This is a genomic window from Flavobacterium soli DSM 19725 (assembly GCF_000422705.1).
Taxonomy (GTDB): domain Bacteria; phylum Bacteroidota; class Bacteroidia; order Flavobacteriales; family Flavobacteriaceae; genus Flavobacterium; species Flavobacterium soli.
Genome location: NZ_KE383907.1, coordinates 389,784 through 408,619 on the forward strand (window position 1 = coordinate 389,784; position 18,836 = coordinate 408,619).

Consider the following 18,836-nt stretch of genomic DNA (forward strand, 5'->3'; position numbering starts at 1 on the left):
ATATGAAAGTTACAATAGTTGGTGCTGGAAACGTTGGAGCATCGTGTGCAGATGTAATTTCTTACAGAGGAATTGCAAGTGAAGTAGTTTTATTGGATATTAAAGAAGGTTTTGCTGAAGGTAAAGCTATGGATATCATGCAATGTGCTACCAATACGGGTTTTAATACACAACTTACAGGTGTTACTAATGATTATTCAAAAACGGCTAACAGTGATGTGGTTGTAATTACTTCTGGAATTCCAAGAAAACCAGGGATGACACGAGAGGAATTGATTGGTATTAATGCTGGAATTGTAAAATCGGTTGTAGATAATGTTTTGGTTCATTCGCCAAACACTATTGTTGTTGTGGTTTCAAATCCAATGGATACTATGACTTACTTAGCATTAAAAGCTACAGGTTTACCAAAAAATAGAATCATAGGAATGGGTGGTGCATTAGATAGCTCACGCTTTAGATATTATTTGTCAAAAGCTTTAGATAAGCCTGCAAATGATGTATCTGCTATGGTAATTGGCGGGCATGGCGATACTACAATGATTCCTTTGACAAGATTGGCTTCTTATAATGGAATTCCAGTTTCGGAATTCCTGTCTCAAGAACAATTGGATAAAGTGGCTGCTGATACAATGGTTGGAGGAGCCACATTGACAGGTTTGTTGGGGACATCTGCTTGGTATGCACCTGGAGCTTCAGTGGCTTACTTGGTGAATAGTATTTTGAATAATCAAAGAAAAATGATTGCCTGTTCTGTTTTCTTGGAAGGCGAATATGGACAAAGTGATATCTGTATTGGTGTGCCTTGTATTATTGGTAAAAATGGAATCGAAGAAATTGTTGATATTGCTTTAAATGACGCTGAAAAAGCTTTGTTTGGAAAAAGTGCTGATGCAGTTCGAAACATGAATGCCGATTTGAAATCGGTTTTAGTATAAGCTTTTACATAAAATTTGAAAAAGACTGCAAACTTGCAGTCTTTTTTTTGAGATTAATCAATAAATAAATTGGTTAATCTTTTTGTAAATTATATATTTGCTCGTTTTAAAAAAAGGGAAATAGCTGAGTTTGATAGCTTTTAAATCATTAGCTTTTGAATTATTTATTTTTTAACATTAAAAACAATAAAATACAATCAAAATTAATTAATTATTAGTAATAATGCAGAATAGAGGACTCGTTAAATTTTTTGCAATTTTATTTGCATTGGTAAGTATTTACCAACTTACTTTCACATTTGTAGCAAGTAGCGTTGAAAGCAAAGCAAAAGCTTTTGCAAAAGGAAATCCAGAGCAAGAGGTAAAATACCTTGATTCAATTGGGAAAGAGAAAGTATTTTTAGATCTTTTTACATATGATGATGTAAAAGATAAAAAAATCAACAAAGGATTGGATCTTGAGGGAGGAATAAATGTTATCCTTCAAATATCTGTAAAAGATGTTTTGAAAGGTTTGGCAAATAATTCAAAAGACCCAGTTTTCAACAAAGCTTTAGATGATGCCACTAAAAATCTTCAAGGAAATCAAACTTATATTGATGCTTTTTTCATAGCATTCAACGATGCTTCGGGTGGAAAAACCAAATTAGCTTCTCCAGAGATTTTTGCTAATAAAAATTTGCAAGGTGAAGACGGTATCAACTTTAAGATGACTGATGCTGAAGCAGAAAAAGTAATTAGAAGAAAAGTTGACGAATCTGTAAATAGTGCTTTTGAAGTACTAAGAAAGCGTATCGATAAATTTGGTGTAACACAACCAAACATCCAGAAATTAGGAGAAACAGGAAGAATCTTGGTTGAACTTCCAGGTGCTAAGGATGTAGATCGTATTAGTAAATTATTGTCAAGTACTGCTCAATTAGAGTTTTGGGAGACTTACAAAATCGAAGAAATTGGTAACTTCCTTGTTGAAGCAAATAATGTTTTGAAAACAACAGAAGTTGCAGTTAAAGAAAATACTACTGTTGCTAAGGATTCATTGAGTTCTTTATTGACTGATGATTCAGCTGATTCGACAGCTACTTCAAAAGGAAATGATCCTTTGTTTAGTAAAATCATCGGACAAGGTGGTGGACCAGTTCTAGGTGTTTTTTCTATAAAAGATACAGCTACCGTTAATAAATATTTGAATAGAAGCGATATCAAATCACTTTTACAAGGGGATCAGCGTTTTGCTAAATTCGTTTGGGGTAAACCTTCAACAGTAAAGGATAATAGTGGTAAAGAAATTGAAACACTTGAGCTTTATGCTTTAAAAGGAAATAGAGATAATGTGGCTCCAATGAGTGGTGGTGTTATCACAGAAGCAAGAGATGAGTTTGACCAAATGGGAAGACCTTGCGTTTCAATGCAAATGAATGGTAATGGTGCAAAGATTTGGGAAGAACTAACTGGAAAGGCATATAGCCAACAAGGTTTTATTGCTATTGTTCTGGATGATGTAGTATATTCTGCTCCAGGGGTTACAACTGGTCCTATTGCTGGAGGAAATTCTCAAATTTCAGGAGCTTTCACAGTTGCTGAAACAAAAGATTTGGCGAATGTATTAAAAGCAGGTAAATTGCCAGCTGCAGCCGATATTATTCAAAAAGAAGTGGTTGGGCCATCTTTAGGTCAAGAAGCGATTGATGCAGGGATTAATTCTTCTTTGTTAGGATTGTTATTGGTTTCACTTTGGATGATTGTATATTATGGTAGAGCAGGTTGGTATGCAAATATTGCATTAGCAGTAAACTTACTCTTCTTGTTTGGTGTATTGGCAAGTTTTGGTTTTGTATTAACATTGCCGGGTATTGCAGGTATCGTTTTAACGATGGGTACTGCTGTAGATGCTAATATTATTATATATGAAAGAGCAAAAGAAGAACTTCGTTCAGGAAACTCTCTAGAAGATTCTATCAAAGCTTCTTATGGTTGGAAAGGTGCAATGCGATCTATTGTAGATGCAAACGTAACTCACATTTTAACAGGTATCGTTTTATATGTTTTTGGAACAGGTCCTATTAAAGGTTTTGCCTTGACATTGTTGATTGGTATTTTTACTTCTTTGTTTACAGCTATTTTTATCTCAAGAATCCTTTTAGAAAGAAGTGCTGCTAAAAACAATAAATTAACTTTTGATACCAGCTTCTCTACAAACTTCTTTAGAAACTTTAATTATAATTTCTTAGGTGCAAAAAAATATACTTACATCATTTCTTCTATAGTTGTTATTGTAAGTATCGCTTCAATTGTGATGAATGGTTTCAACCAAGGTGTTGATTTTGTTGGAGGTAGAACCTTCCAAGTTAGATTCGAGAAAACGGTTCCAACTGATGAAATTAAAGAAGAATTAAACGCTGTTTTTGGTGGTGGTGTTGAAGCAAAAGTTTTTGGTAAAGACAGCCAATTAAAAATTACAACCAAATATAAAGTTGATGTTCACGGAATTGAAGCTGATGAGGAAGTTAACAAGATGCTTTTTGATGGTTTGAAAAAACATTTCCCAGCCGATATGACGTATGATAAATTTGTAAATCCTTATGATGGAAAAGTCTTAGGTATTGTACAAGCTTCAAAAGTAGGTCCAACTGTAGCAGAAGATATTAAGACAAATTCATATTGGGCTGTACTTGGAGCAATGGCTATTGTATTCCTTTACTTGACAATCAGTTTCCGTAAATGGCAATATAGTTTGGGGGCGATTGCAGCTGTAGCTCATGACGTTATTTTTGTATTGGGAGTTTATTCTCTTCTTTGGAAATATATGCCTTTCGGTATGGAAATCGATCAGCACTTTATCGCGGCAATCCTTACAGTTATTGGATACTCAATGAACGATACCGTAATTGTATTTGACAGGGTTCGTGAATATTTAGGAGGTAAAACCAAAGGTTCTTTCAATGATATTGTGAATAAATCGATTAACTCTACAATGTCTAGAACAATCAATACATCATTAACGATGATCATCGTATTGGTTATCATGTTTATCTTAGGTGGTGAAACGATTAGAGGATTTATTTTCGCAATGTTGATTGGTATTATCGTTGGAACTTATTCTTCTCTTTTTATCGCAACACCAGTATTGTGTGATACGATTTCTGATGCTGAGCATAAAAGAATTGAAGATATGCACAACAATCCTAATAACGAGGAAATAGCTTAATCTTAAAGTTAAGTTTTTAAATATATAAAGGCTGTCTCTATTTCGAGGCAGCCTTTTTTGATTTCTAACTTTCAGATTCTAAAAACTTCAACACCAATTCTTACTATTCAATTCGTTAAAATTGTGTAATTCGTGTTGGCTGATTGTCTAGTAATTGTATGCGATAGTTTAGTTATTAGTCATTCATCAATTGTTATTGGTTTTAACCAATGAGAGACATTTAATGAAAAAAACATCAAATCAATCCCCATTTGGCTTAGCCAAATATTTAAACAAGAGTATAATTGTGGAACATAAAAAAACTCCCGATTACAAAGTAGTCGGGAGTTTCTATTTTAGAATAAAATCTTTTCTTATTTATTATTTTCTATAATATAATCCAAAACTTTTCGCATCAAATGAACTCTGTCCTTTCCCGTCACATTATGCTTGTGCATCGGATAAGGAAAGAAATCAACTTGCTTTTCGGCTTCGATGAATTTTTTTACCAAAGCAAAATTTTGTTGCATTACCACCACATCGTCACTTGTTCCGTGAATCAAAAGCAGTTTTCCTTTTAAGTTTTTTACATAATTTAAAGTACTTGCTTCATCAAATCCTTGCTGATTTTCGGCAGGAGTATCCATATAACGTTCTCCATACATCACTTCATAGAATTTCCAATCAGTAACGGGGCCACCGGCAACTCCAACTTTAAACGTATCAGGTTTTCTCAACATTAACGAAGTCGTCATAAAACCTCCATAGCTCCAACCATGAACTGCTAAACGATTTCCATCAACATAAGGAAGCGATTTTAGATATTCCACACCTTTTAGTTGGTCTTCCATTTCAGCGATTCCTAATTTTGCGTGAATTACGTTTTCGAATGCCAAACCTCTGTTTTCCGAACCACGATTGTCAACCGTAAAAACCAAATATCCCTGTTCAGCCATCCAATACATCCAAAGATTTGCTCCATCCAGATAAGAATTGGTAATCATTTGAGCGTGAGGTCCACCATAAACATACACCATTACTGGGTATTTTTTTGAAGGGTCAAAATTACTCGGCTTGATTAGTCGTGTATATAAATCCGTTGTTCCGTCACCAGCTTTGATCGTTTTGATTTCCGAAGTTCCCATTTGGTAGTCAGCATATTTGTTTTTGCTTTCTACTAAAACTTTTGCTTTTAAATTTTTATCCAAAAGCAAGGATTTTGATGGAGTAGTGTGATTTGAAAATTCATCAAAAAACCAATTACCATCATTACTAACTGAAAAATTATGAACCCCTTCTTCTTTTGTAAGCAACGTTTGTTTTCCTTTCAAATCTACTTTATAAGCTAACATATTGGTTGGGTTTGGACCAGTAGCAGAAAAGTATATTTCTGTTCCAGATGGATTTGCTCCAATAATTCCGGTTGTTACAAATTTATTCTGTGTCAATTGCTTGATTAGCTTTCCCTCGATAGAATAATAATACAAATTATTGAAGCCATATTTCTCGCTTATCCATATAAAATTGTTGGATTTTGAGTTTGGAAAAAAGGCTGGATGTTCAGGTTCTACCCATTTCGAATTCTTTTCATTCAAAAGTGTTCTGACAAAAGCTCCCGTTTTTGCATCATATAAATGTAACGACATATCATTCTGACCACGATTTACTTCGGCAATCAAAATATATTTCTCATCAGGTGTCCAAGAAAGATTTGTCAAATAATCATCAACGTTTCCTTTTGGAGTAATAAATACGGTTTTGGCTGTAGCCAAATTATAAATTCCGACTCTAGGTTTTTCACTCTCCTGACCAATCATCGGATATTTGATGTTCTGCAATTTTCCAGGCGTTTCATTGATATCAAGCAGAGGATAATCGGCAACTTTGGTTTCATCTTTTTGATAGAACGCTAAAAAGTTGGCATTTGGCGACCAAAATATTCCGTTATGAATCCCAAATTCACTTCTCGCATATGTTTGTCCCGAAACTATTCCTTCATTAGATTCATTTGTAACGGCAACTTTTTGGTTGTTTTTGTTGATGAAAAACAAATTATTCTTTTCTGTAAAAGCAATATTTTCTTTATTGTTGTCAAAAGTCTGATTTTCGGCTACTTCTGGTAGTTCGGCAATTTGCTTACCCGATTTTGTAGCTACATTATATTCGTAGAATTTTGTTCCTTCGCTTAAAATAAAAGTATTCGCATCTTTCCATTCAATTCCAAAGAATCCTCTAAAACTTGTTCCAAGTGCTTTATTCAAATCAGAAATGGAAACTAATTCGGTAGCTTTTGTATTCGAAGTAGAGGCCACCATTACTTTTTGACCAAAATTTTCAAAGAAAATATAGTTGTTGGTGTTGGGTATCCATTGAAACCCTAAAACATTGTCGGCTCTAAAAGCCCTGTATTGTTGCAAAACACCATCTTCGAGTGTAAGTTTCTTGGTTTGGCCAAAAGCGGTGAAAGCCAAAAAAAGACTGAAAACTGCAATTAATTTTTTGTTCATATTAGATATTTTTGATAGAAATCAAATGTATTAAAAAAGGACAACATCAACGGTACTTTATTATACCGTTAACATCATCCTTTATTGTTTTGTTTTAATTTTTATTAAATCATTCCTGCCTCATTTTCTTTGTCCAGATATTGCTGTACAATTTCGATGGCATTGGTCACGACATCACTCAAAGCGGTAATGTAGGTGCCTTCTTCGGCGATATTGATGGCATGCTTAATGGCTTCCACTTCTTTTGAAATGATTTCGTAGGTGACATTTCGTCCAGATTCAGAAATTCCGTCAAGAATTAAATTGTTGATTTCATCTTCTGTCCGTCCTCTCAGATGTTTTTCAGAGCGTATGATGATGTGGTCGAACATTCTTCCAGCAATTTTAGCACATTCCTTAATGTCTTCGTCCCTACGATCGCCAACTCCTGCAATGATTCCAATTTTTTTATTGGCTTCAACAGAGTTCAAATAATCTTCAACACCCAAATAGCCAGCCGGATTATGAGCGAAATCGATCAAGACCTTGAATTTTTTGAAGTCAAATATGTTCATACGTCCCGGAGTTTGAGCCACACTTGGAATAAATGTTTGAAGCGAAAGGCTAATATCCTCAGTCTTGAATCCCCATAAATAACTTGCCAATGTAGCAGCCAAAGCATTTGCAATCATAAATTTGGCCTTTCCACCTAAAGTTAAAGGAACATGAGTCGCTCTTTCCACACGGATTTTCCACTCTCCTTTTTTAACGGTTATAAATCCATTTTCATAAACCGCTACTATTTTTCCTTCTTTGGATTGTTTTTTGATGAACGGACTGTCCTCATCCATACTGAAATACGCCACATTGCAACTTAGTTCTTCTCCAATTTTAATACATTGGTCATCGTCGCCATTCAAAATTGCCCAACCGTCTTTCTTGATACTTTTAACGACTGTGCTTTTCACTCTCGCCAAATCATCGAGAGTATGAATGTCACTCAATCCCAAATGATCTTCCTGAATATTGGTAATCACACCAATATCGCATCGGCTAAAGCCTAAACCAGAACGAAGGATTCCGCCTCGGGCTGTTTCCAAAACGGCAAATTCTACCGTTGGATCTTTCAAGATATATTCAGCCGAAATTGGTCCGGTTGTGTCGCCTTTTTCCATCATGTGGTTCTGGATATAAATTCCATCGGATGTGGTAAAGCCCACTTTGTAGCCATTATTTTTTACAATGTGTGCCAAAAGTCGGGTAGTGGTAGTTTTTCCGTTGGTTCCTGTAACGGCAATAATCGGAATTCGACTTGGTTTCCCTGGCGGATAAAGCATATCGATTACTGGCGAAGCCACGTTTCTTGGCAATCCTTCGGATGGAGCAAGGTGCATTCTAAATCCTGGTGCGGCATTGACTTCTAATATGCAACCGCCATTTTCTTTTAATGGTTGTGTCAAATTTTCGGCCATGATATCAACTCCGCAAACATCCAAGCCAATCACTCTTGAGATTCTTTCGGCTAGAAAAATATTTTCCGGATGCATCATATCGGTAACATCTACTGAAGTTCCGCCTGTACTTAAATTGGCGGTTGATTTCAAATAGACAATCTCTCCATTTTTAGGAATACTATCAACGGTGTAATCTAATTTTTCTAGTAAATCTAATGTATCACGATCCACATCAATCTGTGTCAATACATTTTCATGACCATATCCTCTCCGTGGATCCTTGTTGGTTTCATCAATCAGGTATTGGATGGTGTTTTTTCCATCACCAATCACGTGGGCTGGAACTCGCTTTGCAGCTGCTACCAATTTATTATCAATTACCAAAACTCTAAAGTCAAATCCTGTGATGAACTTCTCTACAATTACTCTTCTGCTATATTTTTGAGCATAAACGAGTCCTGCTTTGGCATCTTCCCAATTAGTAACATTGATGGAAGCTCCTTTTCCATGGTTTCCGTCCAATGGTTTTAATACGATTGGGTAGCCAATTTTTTTGATGGTTGCTTCCAAATCTTCTTCGTCAACACAGATACTTCCACTAGCTACAGGTATTGAAGCCAAGTCGAGCATCCGTTTTGTTTCTTCTTTATTACAAGCAATATCAACAGCTATGTTGCTGGTTTTGCAAGTTATGGTTGCCTGAAAACGCATTTGATGAACTCCATATCCTAGTTGAACCAACGAATTTGTTCCCAAACGAATCCAAGGAATATCTCTGGCAACAGCCTCTTCGACTATACTTCCCGTACTTGGTCCAAGTCGAACGCGTTCGCGAATTTCACGCATTTTTTGAATATCAGCCTCTAAGTCATATTCGGTTCCAGCAATGAGGGCTTCGGCAATTGCAACTGCTGATTCTGCAGCAAATAATCCGACATTTTCTTCGGTATAACTGAAAACAACATTATAGGTTCCGGGTGTTTTGGTTTCCCTAGTTCGTCCGAAACCGGTTTCCATCCCGGCAAGAGTTTGAATTTCGAGTGCAATATGCTCGATTACATGGCCCATCCAAGTGCCTCTTTCTACTCTTGAGAAAAATCCTCCTGGAACGCCTTCTGAGCATCTGTGTTCGAACATGGTAGGAAACATGGCTTCTATACGTTCCTTGAAACCCTCGATTTTGTTGGTAGGAAATTGTTCCATCTCCTCTAAATCCAATCGCATTTGGATTAATTTTTTTCTTTGAACGCTCCAGATGTTGGGGCCTCGAAGGGCTTGTATTTTTAATATTTTCATTCGGTTGAAGTTATTGTTTATGTTTTGTTTTAGGTAAATGACTGAATTTTAGGTTGTTCTTTTTTTTAATTTCTTCTATTTTATGGATTTGAAAAAAATATTTAGAAAATTAGTTAAAAAAAATAGAATATCATTCAACTAAAATATTTTTTTTAGTGTTGATATTAAAAATTAATATTTAGGATAAATAAATGATGATGGGTATTGGCGCTTATTGAATGGTGCTAAAATGAAAAAAAGCAAGTGCAAAAGGAATTAATGAAGTGGGATGAAAAATCAATGGAGGAATGTGAAAGATCAAGAGGAGAAGGTGAAAGATCAGTAGAATTTTAAGATAGTTTAAACAGGGCAGGGGAATGTCGAAAAATTGGTTTGGTTTATTGGTATTGCTGGGTGATAGCCCGGATTGTAGCGAAAAGCCTCGAACGCTTAAAGGCTATTTTTTCTTGACAGAACAGAGCGACCAACGGAAGCTCCTGTTGTGGCATTAGAAAAAAAGCTTTTAAGGGGAGAGCTTGTAGCGGAAAGCCGGATTAGCTCCTGAAAATATTATTAAAAATAAGGGCTTGAAGATTGCTCATTTTAAGTTTTTGGTTATTTTTACAAAAATAACATACCAATTAAAATGACTATACAAGGCAAATTAATGATTATAGGTGGTGCTGTAGATAAAGGAAGTTTTACAGAAACTGATTTAGACAAAAATGTTGCAAATAATTTGAACTTTTTTGAAACTGGAATTTTGAAGAGACTCTTGCTTGAGTCGAAACATAAGGAGAAATCCAGGATAGAAGTTGTGACTACGGCTTCGAAAATACCAAGAGAAATAGGTCCGGAATATGTTAAGGCACTTGAATATTTGGGTGCTAAAAATGTGAACGTATTACATATTGAAAAACGTGAACAGGCAAGTAGTGAAGAGGTTTTAGAAAAATTGAAAGCGGCTGATGTGGTTATTTTTACAGGTGGCGACCAATTAAGACTGACTTCCATTCTTGGCGGCACTCCTTTTCATGATATCATTTTAGATAAATACCATAATGAAGATTTTATTTATGCAGGTACGTCGGCTGGTGCTGCTGCTGCCTCAAGTAATATGATTTACCAAGGAAGTAGTTCGGAGGCTTTGTTGAAAGGCGAAGTGAAAATCACGAGCGGTTTGGGATTGATTGACGGTGTTATCATTGATACGCATTTTGTGCAAAGAGGTAGGATTGGCAGGCTTTTTCAGGCGGTTGTTGGCAATCCAAAAGTTTTAGGAATAGGTCTTGGTGAAGATACTGGGTTGTTGATAAAGGATAATAAGCACATGGAAGCTATTGGTTCCGGGCTTGTGATTCTGGTTGATGGTCGTGAAATAAAAGATACTAATTTGACGCAGGTTGAATTGGGACAACCGATTTCGATATCGCATTTGGTGACACATGTGATGAGTATGTATGATACTTTTGACTTGAGTACTCACAAGATGCACATAAAATCATCTCAATATGCAGATGAATTAGGGCTTCCAACTGATTAATACGACTTATGAAAATAATTATACACGGCGGTTTTTTCTCTGAATCTTCTACCAATCACGAGACAAAAGTAGCGAAGCAAGAAGCATTATTGCGAATTGCGAAAGATTCTTACGCGTTTTTGAAATCACATTCGGCTTTAGAAACCGTAGTTTATGCGGTTTCACAATTGGAAGATGATGAATTATTCAATGCGGGAATTGGTTCGCAGATTCAAAGTGATGGAAAAATCAGGATGAGTGCTTCGTTGATGGACGGCTTTTCGCATAAGATGAGCGGCGTCATTAATATTGAGGAAGTTAAAAATCCGGTTCAGGTTGCCCAAGTTTTATTGGATTATGATGATAAGGTTTTGGGTGGAAGTGGAGCGACCAACTTTGCGAGAAAGCACGGTTTTGAGGTTTTTTCTACAGAAATTCCTCAAAGGCGTTCAGAATATGAAGCGAAATTGGCTTCTGCCGGAACGGGAACTGTAGGCTGTGTGGCTTTGGATAAGGACGGAAAGATTGCGGTAGCCACTTCTACAGGAGGAAAAGGTTTTGAAATTCCGGGTAGGATATCTGATTCTGCTACGGTTGCAGGAAATTATGCCAACGAATTTTGTGGAGTGAGTTTAACAGGAGTTGGAGAAGATATAGTGAGTGGAGCGGTTGCGGCAAAGATTGTAACTCGTGTAACGGATGGTTTTTCACTGAAGGAAGCTTTTGAGAAAACGTTCAATGAATTAAAACCTTTTGATGGTTTTGCTGGTGCAATTGCAATTGATAAGGATGGAACTATATTTCATCAAGACTCTCATCCGAGTATGGTTTTTGCAAGTTTTGATGGAGAAAACGAAGAAGTTTTTAAGTAGAAAATATTATTTTATAGAAGAACACCCGATAAGCCAAAGCCTATCGGGTGTTTTTTTATTAGAATCCTGTAGAAACAGTTACAGATTTCCATTCATCTAGCTCAGTTTCCATGGATGAAATCTTGCTTTTGGCCATTTCATACGCATCGTTTCCTAGGAATAAATGCAATGGTGGGTTTTCCTGTTCGGCGATTTTTATAATTTCTGCCACTCCTTTTTCAGGATCGCCAGGTTGATTTTGATTGATTTCATCCTGATGCATTGTTTGTGAGGCTCTGACTTCGTTGTAATCTTCAATATGATTTTTAGGAGTTGATAAAGAATCTGGATTTAAGAAATTGGTTCTGAAATAACCTGGAAGTACAGCGGTTACTTTTATTCCGAAAGGTTTTGTTTCGATAGCCAAGCCTTCTGTAAAACCTATTACGGCAAATTTTGTGGAGCAATAAATTCCGAATCCAGGGAAGTCACCTACATAACCGCCTATTGACGAGAAGTTGAAAATATGTCCTGATTTCTGCTCACGCAAATAAGGTAGTGCTTGTCGGATTACGTTTAAAGAGCCAAAAACATTGACATCAAAGTTCTGTCTTGCTTCTGCATCTGAAAGTTCTTCGAGTGCACCAAGCAATCCGTAACCGGCATTATTGACAATAGTATCAATTCGTCCGAATGTTTTTACTGTTTCTGAAATAGCATTCTGAACGCTTTTTTCGTTAACCAAATCCATTTCAAGTGCTAAAAATCGTGAATTAGCTGGAATCTCTTTTAGTAAATCCGATTTATTTCTTGTTGTTGCAGCTACTGAATGACCCTTTTCTAATAATTGTTTTACAAGGATAAGACCGAAACCTTTTGATGCTCCTGTAATAAACCAAACTTTTTTGTTTTCACTTTTCATAATTACTTGTTTTTAAATTATGAAGCAAAATTATGGCAGGAATGGATTTGGTTTCTTGCTTCAATCAAACGAATGATTGCAAAATTCAAACATTTCTGTAAAAGCTTGGTGTCAGGTTGGTTTTTTTCTTGAAAAAGTTATTGAAATGTGCTGCTTCTTCAAAACCTAAGGCATAACTTATTTCTGAAATATTCCAGTCTGTATATTTTAATAATGCTTTGGCTTCGGTAGTTATTCGTTCTGTGATGTAATGTGTAGTGGTTTTGCCGGTGGTTTCTTTGATGGCTCTGTTCAGATGGTTGACGTGAATTGATAGCTGGCCTGCAAAGTCTTTTGCAGAGCGAAGTGTGAATCTTTGAGAAGGTGTTTCTATTGGGAATTGACGCTCTAGTAATTCTGTGAAAACGGCCGTTATTCTTGAATTTGCGTCAGGATGCTGGTATATTGTTTCTGTTGGTTGTCTTTTCAAAGCGTAGTGGGTAAGCTCGGTAGTATAGTTTCTGAGTAAGTCGTATTTATAAGCATAATCAGAACTTATTTCGTTGAACATCTTTTCGAAAATGGCTGTAACTTCAGTGTCTTCTTTGGCATTTAAAATGTATGATGGTTTTCCGCCTTGGGCAAACATTGGTAGGTCGTTCAGGTTTCCTTTTATTTTTTCTGTAAAAAAGGACTCTGTGAAAATACAGAAATAGCCAGTTGTTTCTCCTGAGAGATGTTCCCAAGTATACGGAACTTGTGGATTGAAAAATATCAAGGTCGGACCCGAAACTTCAATACTTTTGTCTGCATAATGGTAGAGATTTGTTCCCCGAATGAGGCATATTTTATAAAAATCCCGACGACTGTAGCTGATGTTTGGGCTTTCATTTGGAAGGCAGTCTTCCAATTTAAAAACATTAAAATGACCAATCCCGTCTTTCAAATCAACGGTAATATGTTCCATTTTGTTTTGATAAAACTCTTTTAGTGATTGTGTTTTCATTTTACAAAATTACAAAATTCAAACATACAAATAGCATATAAGTAAAAAAGCCATCCGATAAGGGATGGCTTTTGTATGTTTTCAAATATTAAAAAGAAGAACCTATATGCTCGAGCAATTCAAACTTATGAGAATTATAGAGACCGCTTTGATCTCGCTCTTTTTGGAAGTTTTTAAAGGAAGGCACATTCAGAATTTGTTTCTGTATTGCTTCATTTTTATAAGAAGATAGATGTATAAAGGTAATTCCATCTTCACATAAAAACACGTCGTACTTAAAATCTGAAGGATTTAAATTTTTTAAAGTCTTCCAAAAATGTCTTAATGTTAGCTTTGTTTTGAGCTACAAACTCTGGCTTTACGGTATAGGTTACTTCTACTGAAATCATATTTTCAAATTATTTAGTTAACTGCTAGTTCTGTTGCAATTGCAATTCTGTTCCAAGCATTGATGATGGTAATCATCATAATTATGTTTCCGATATAGTCTTCTGTGAATAGACTTTTAGCCTTTGCATAAGTAGCATCTGATAAATGATTTTTTTGAATCAAGGTAATCTCTTCTGTCATTTCAAGGATCACTCGTTCTTCTTCTGTGAAAAGCGTTGTTTCTTTCCATGCATTTAAAAGATAGATTCTCTGTTCGGTTTCGCCTTGTTTTCTTGCATCTGCAGTGTGCATATTGATACAAAATGCACATCCATTAATTTGTGAAGCCCTGATTTTGATCAGCTCTTTGTGGGTTGAAGTTAAAGAAGTTGAAGCGATGTATTTCTCTAATCCGAACATTGCTTTGTAGGCTTCTGGTTGTGTCTGAAAAATGTTTACTCTTGTGTCCATTTTGATATGTTTTTAAATTCATTACAAAGTTCCGCAAGAGGTGGCTTAAAAAACTTGAAGTACTTCAAGAAATGAAATCAGACTTTTCCAGCTCTGATTTTACTCATAAACTCTGGCGAAAAATCCAAGTAGGAGGCAATCATATACTGGGGAACCCGTTGAATAAATTCAGGAAACATATTGTTCATGTGATGAAAACGCTCTTCGGCCGACATTGTAAAAAGATACCTGATTCGTACTTGAGAAGCTCCAAAGGATTTTTGGATGACTAATCTAAAGTATCTTTCAAGCTTTGGGACTTGATCTAATAGCTCATCAAATGATTTCCTGTCGATAGAAAGCACCTCTATATTTTCGATTGCTTGGATATTAAAGTGAGAAGCTGTTTGATATTGAAAGCTTAAATAATCGGTAATCCACCAATTTTCAATTCCAAATTGCATCGTTTGTTCTACACCTTTTGAGTTGTTGATGTAAAACCGAATACATCCTTTTAAGATGAAATATTGCTTATTACTGATTTGTCCTTCTTCCAATAGCAATTGTTTTTTCTTGAAATTTTCCTGTTCAAAATAGGAAAGAACGATTTTTGCTTCGCTTTCGCTTAAACTGATGAACTTTTGAATATGTTGGATAAGAGGATTCATAAGGCAAATATAAATGATGTAAAATAAAAAACCCACTCTTTCGAATGGGTTTGATATAAGTAAGTAGATAAATTATTGTTTGACAAACGTTCTTATTTTACTTTTTTGATAACAGCTTTGAAAGCTTCTGGGTGGTTCATCGCTAAATCTGCAAGAACTTTTCTGTTCAATTCGATTCCATTAGCTTTTACTTTCCCCATAAACTGAGAATAACTCATTCCTTCCAATCTGGCTCCAGCGTTAATACGTTGAATCCACAATGCACGGAAGTTTCTCTTGTTTTGTTTTCTATCGCGGTAAGCATAAACCATAGCTTTCTCCACCGCGTTTTTAGCAACTGTCCAAACGTTTTTACGTCTACCAAAGAAACCTTTGGCTTGCTTCATTATTTTTTTTCTTCTTGCTCTTTTAGCAACTGAATTTACCGATCTTGGCATAATTTTAATGTTTTTTTGTAGCAGGCGTCCTGAATTGAATCAAAGGAACTTGTGGCCATACTCCAAGGTTATTGAATAATTTTTAACCTAAAGAATTTTTGGGTTTAGAGTAGTGGGTTTATGGTTTAGGGATTTCCCTGTGCCTTCAAGCCTTTACCTTGAGCCTTTATTAGATAATTCTTAATTGTTGTTTGATGCTTTTCATATCTGTACTATGAACAAGTGCAGAGTGAGTCAAAGCTAATTTACGCTTTTTAGATTTTTTAGTCAAGATGTGACTTTTAAAAGCGTGTTTTCTTTTAATCTTTCCAGAACCAGTAACTTTAAAACGTTTCTTGGCGCTAGATTTGGTTTTCATTTTAGGCATTTTTCCTAGATGTATTTAATTTATTCTTACTTACTTATTTTTAAGTGAAAAGCCAAAAGTAAATAGCCATTAGTTCTTCACTATTGCCTATTACCTTCTGCCTATTCAACTATTTTTTCTTTTTCGGAGCAATGAACATGATCATTCTCTTTCCTTCAAGAACAGGCATTGCTTCAACCTTTCCATATTCTTCAAGATCGGTAGCAAGTCTTAATAAAAGAATTTGTCCTTGATCTTTATAAATAATAGAACGTCCTTTAAAGAATACAAATGCTTTCAGTTTAGAACCTTCTTTAAGGAACTTCTCTGCATTTTTTCTTTTAAATTCGTAATCGTGCTCATCGGTTTGAGGGCCAAAACGAATTTCTTTTACGGTAATCTGAGTAGATTTTGCTTTAAGCTCCTTTTCTCTTTTCTTCTGCATGTAAAGGAACTTTTTATAGTCCATTATTTTACATACAGGCGGTTCAGCATTTGGAGAAATTTCAACTAGGTCGAATTCCTGCTCATCTGCCATACGTAAAGCTTCTGAGATTTTATAAACTCCTGGCTCAACGTTATCACCTACAAGACGTACTTCTGGAACACGAATAAGATTATTTATTCTGTGTGCATCTTTTTTTTCTACTCGAGGCTGGTAACCTCTGTTGCTTCTTATTGCTATGGCTTTATTATTTAAGTTAAACTGTAAATGTTTTTAATGTCTTTTTTATTTCTTCGTTCACTATTGAAGCAAATTCTTCTATAGTAACGCTAATATTTCCTTTTCCTTCCTGTCCGTGACGACGTACAGAAATAGTACCATTTTTCTCTTCTTCTTCACCTACAATCAGCATGAATGGGTACTTTTGAACTTCTGCCTCACGGATTTTTCTTCCAATCGTCTCGTTTCGGTTGTCAATTAGGGCGCGAATTTCGTGATTTTCTAGCAAATCTAAAACTTTTTTAGCATATTTTTCATATTTCTCACTCAAAGACAATATAATAGCTTGCTCAGGCATCAACCAAATTGGGAAATTTCCTGCTGTATGTTCTAGTAAAATTGCTATAAAACGTTCCATCGATCCAAAAGGTGCTCTGTGAATCATCACCGGACGGTGCAATTCATTATCCGAACCTTTATAAGTCAAGTCAAAACGTTCTGGTAAATTATAATCAACTTGGATAGTTCCCAATTGCCATTGTCTTCCCAAGGCATCCTTTACCATGAAGTCTAATTTAGGACCATAGAAGGCTGCTTCGCCGTATTCAACAACAGTATTCAAGCCTTTGTCTCTTGCGGCATTGATAATTGCATTTTCAGCTTTTTCCCAGTTTTCGTCGGTACCTATATATTTAGCTCTATTTTCCTGATCTCTTAAAGAAATTTGAGCGGTAAAATTTTCAAAACCTAAAGATCCGAATACATATAATACAAGATCGATTACTTTTTTGAATTCCTCATCCAATTGCTCAGGTGTACAGAAGATATGGGCATCGTCTTGAGTAAATCCTCTAACACGAGTCAAACCGTGCAATTCTCCTGATTGTTCATACCTATATACGGTACCAAATTCGGCATAACGCTTTGGTAAATCTTTATAGGACCATGGTCTTACATTAAAGATTTCACAGTGGTGAGGACAGTTCATTGGTTTTAATAGAAATTCCTCTCCTTCAGCAGGTGTGCTGATAGGTTGGAAACTGTCTGCTCCATATTTTTCGTAGTGTCCAGAAGTAACATAAAGCTCTTTCTGCCCGATATGTGGTGTAACTACTTGTTCGTAACCAGCTTTCTTTTGAGCTTTTTTCAAGAACTGCTCAAGGCGATCTCTTAAAGCCGCACCTTTTGGCAACCATAGAGGTAAACCTTGACCTACTTTTTGAGAGAAAGCAAACAATTCTAATTCCTTTCCAAGTTTTCTATGGTCACGACGTTTTGCTTCTTCAAGCAATTCAAGGTAATCTGTCAAATCTTTTTGCTTAGGGAAAGAAATTCCATAAACACGAGTCAACTGCTTGTTCTTTTCGTCACCTCTCCAATAGGCTCCGGCAACGCTCATAATTTTAAAAGCCTTGATGATTCCTGTATTCGGAATATGTCCTCCACGGCACAAGTCAAAAAAGTCAGCATGATCACAAAAAGTAATCGTCCCGTCTTCAAGATTCGAAATCAATTCGGTCTTGTATTCATTATTCTTATAAACCTCCAAAGCTTCAGCCTTTGAAACCGAACGCATCTTGAATTCATATTTGCCTCTTGAAATCTCTAAAACACGATCTTCTACTTTTTTGAAATCGGCATCCGTAATTTTTTGGTCGCCAAAATCAACATCATAATAGAAGCCGTTTTCAATTGCAGGCCCTAATGTTAGTTTAATTCCAGGGAACAATTCCTCCAATGCCTGTGCCATAACGTGTGAAGTTGAATGCCAAAAGGCTTTCTTTCCGTCCTTGTCGTTCCAAGTATATAATATGAGTGACCCATCCGTCGTCAGTTCCGTCGCGGTTTCAACAGTAGTGCCGTTAAAAGAAGCAGAAATAACATTTCTTGCCAATCCTTCACTAATGCTTTTTGCAACATCCATCGGAGTTGTTCCTTGAGCAAACTCCTTAATTGACCCATCGGGTAACGTAATCTTTATCATCGTATAAAATTTATGACCGCAAATATAGAAGATTCTCAAAACACATACAATATATATAGGTACTATAATTTCATACCTATTATATAATGTATAGTTTCATTGGTAGCGAATCTTCAGTGACAAAATAAAACCATATTCCCGCTGGTGCCACTTGCTTTGCAACAGCTCTGACGGCAGTTGCAAGAGCTCAAACAGTGTCACCATCGGGGCTATTTAGCAAACAGGGGGCATTTTTGGAAGCTTTCACGGTATGCAGGCCTGCTAAATTTTGCTTCTGGCTTCGGGTTTTATTTCATTC

14 protein-coding genes are annotated in these 18,836 nt (G+C 35.9%); 4 read left to right on the forward strand and 10 right to left on the reverse strand.

Features of this window, described 5'->3' with window-relative positions:
- Window positions 1-2 precede the first annotated feature (2 nt).
- Together G508_RS0117355 and secDF are read left to right on the forward strand one after the other, a co-directional pair.
- Entirely contained in the window at window positions 3-938 is a 936-nt protein-coding gene (locus tag G508_RS0117355; protein ID WP_026706499.1) for a malate dehydrogenase, read from the forward strand.
- Window positions 939-1,161: 223 nt separating this feature from the next.
- Window positions 1,162-4,146 (forward strand): protein translocase subunit SecDF, encoded by a 2,985-nt coding sequence (gene secDF, locus G508_RS0117360; protein WP_026706500.1) that lies wholly within the window; start codon window positions 1,162-1,164, stop codon window positions 4,144-4,146.
- 353 nt (window positions 4,147-4,499) lie between these two features.
- Here secDF and G508_RS0117370 read toward each other — a convergent pair whose 3' ends face one another.
- Complete coding sequence (locus G508_RS0117370; RefSeq protein WP_026706501.1) at window positions 4,500-6,632, reverse strand: S9 family peptidase; 2,133 nt, start codon at window positions 6,630-6,632, stop codon at window positions 4,500-4,502.
- Window positions 6,633-6,736: 104 nt separating this feature from the next.
- Window positions 6,737-9,361, reverse strand: coding sequence for a cyanophycin synthetase (cphA, locus tag G508_RS0117375; RefSeq protein WP_026706502.1), 2,625 nt, complete (start codon window positions 9,359-9,361; stop codon window positions 6,737-6,739).
- 625 nt (window positions 9,362-9,986) lie between these two features.
- On the opposite strand from cphA, the gene G508_RS0117380 reads away from it, so the two are divergent.
- Together G508_RS0117380 and G508_RS0117385 are read left to right on the forward strand one after the other, a co-directional pair.
- Entirely contained in the window at window positions 9,987-10,883 is an 897-nt protein-coding gene (locus G508_RS0117380; protein WP_026706503.1) for a cyanophycinase, read from the forward strand.
- Between the two features lie 8 nt (window positions 10,884-10,891).
- Window positions 10,892-11,734 carry an isoaspartyl peptidase/L-asparaginase gene (locus G508_RS0117385; RefSeq protein WP_026706504.1) on the forward strand — a complete coding sequence of 281 codons (843 nt, stop codon included), beginning with the start codon at window positions 10,892-10,894 and terminating at the stop codon, window positions 11,732-11,734.
- 58 nt (window positions 11,735-11,792) lie between these two features.
- On the opposite strand, the gene G508_RS0117390 is transcribed toward G508_RS0117385, so the two are convergent.
- The 8 genes from G508_RS0117390 to thrS form a co-directional block, all read right to left on the reverse strand.
- A complete protein-coding gene (locus G508_RS0117390; protein WP_035695054.1) occupies window positions 11,793-12,635 on the reverse strand; it encodes an oxidoreductase in 843 nt (280 codons plus the stop codon).
- Window positions 12,636-12,720: 85 nt separating this feature from the next.
- A complete protein-coding gene (locus G508_RS0117395) occupies window positions 12,721-13,620 on the reverse strand; it encodes an AraC family transcriptional regulator (RefSeq protein WP_026706506.1) in 900 nt (299 codons plus the stop codon).
- A 402-nt stretch (window positions 13,621-14,022) separates the two neighbouring features.
- A complete protein-coding gene (locus tag G508_RS0117405) occupies window positions 14,023-14,460 on the reverse strand; it encodes a carboxymuconolactone decarboxylase family protein (protein WP_026706507.1) in 438 nt (145 codons plus the stop codon).
- Between the two features lie 77 nt (window positions 14,461-14,537).
- Complete coding sequence (locus G508_RS0117410) at window positions 14,538-15,107, reverse strand: Crp/Fnr family transcriptional regulator (RefSeq protein WP_026706508.1); 570 nt, start codon at window positions 15,105-15,107, stop codon at window positions 14,538-14,540.
- Between the two features lie 92 nt (window positions 15,108-15,199).
- On the reverse strand, window positions 15,200-15,544 hold the full coding sequence (gene rplT, locus G508_RS0117415) for a 50S ribosomal protein L20 (RefSeq protein WP_026706509.1): 345 nt from the start codon (window positions 15,542-15,544) through the stop codon (window positions 15,200-15,202).
- A 169-nt stretch (window positions 15,545-15,713) separates the two neighbouring features.
- On the reverse strand, window positions 15,714-15,911 hold the full coding sequence (gene rpmI, locus G508_RS0117420) for a 50S ribosomal protein L35 (protein ID WP_007810722.1): 198 nt from the start codon (window positions 15,909-15,911) through the stop codon (window positions 15,714-15,716).
- Between the two features lie 109 nt (window positions 15,912-16,020).
- Complete coding sequence (gene infC, locus G508_RS0117425; RefSeq protein WP_374725206.1) at window positions 16,021-16,575, reverse strand: translation initiation factor IF-3; 555 nt, start codon at window positions 16,573-16,575, stop codon at window positions 16,021-16,023.
- A gap of 16 nt (window positions 16,576-16,591) precedes the next feature.
- Window positions 16,592-18,538, reverse strand: coding sequence for a threonine--tRNA ligase (gene thrS / locus G508_RS0117430; RefSeq protein ID WP_026706511.1), 1,947 nt, complete (start codon window positions 18,536-18,538; stop codon window positions 16,592-16,594).
- Between the last annotated feature and the right edge of the window lie 298 nt (window positions 18,539-18,836).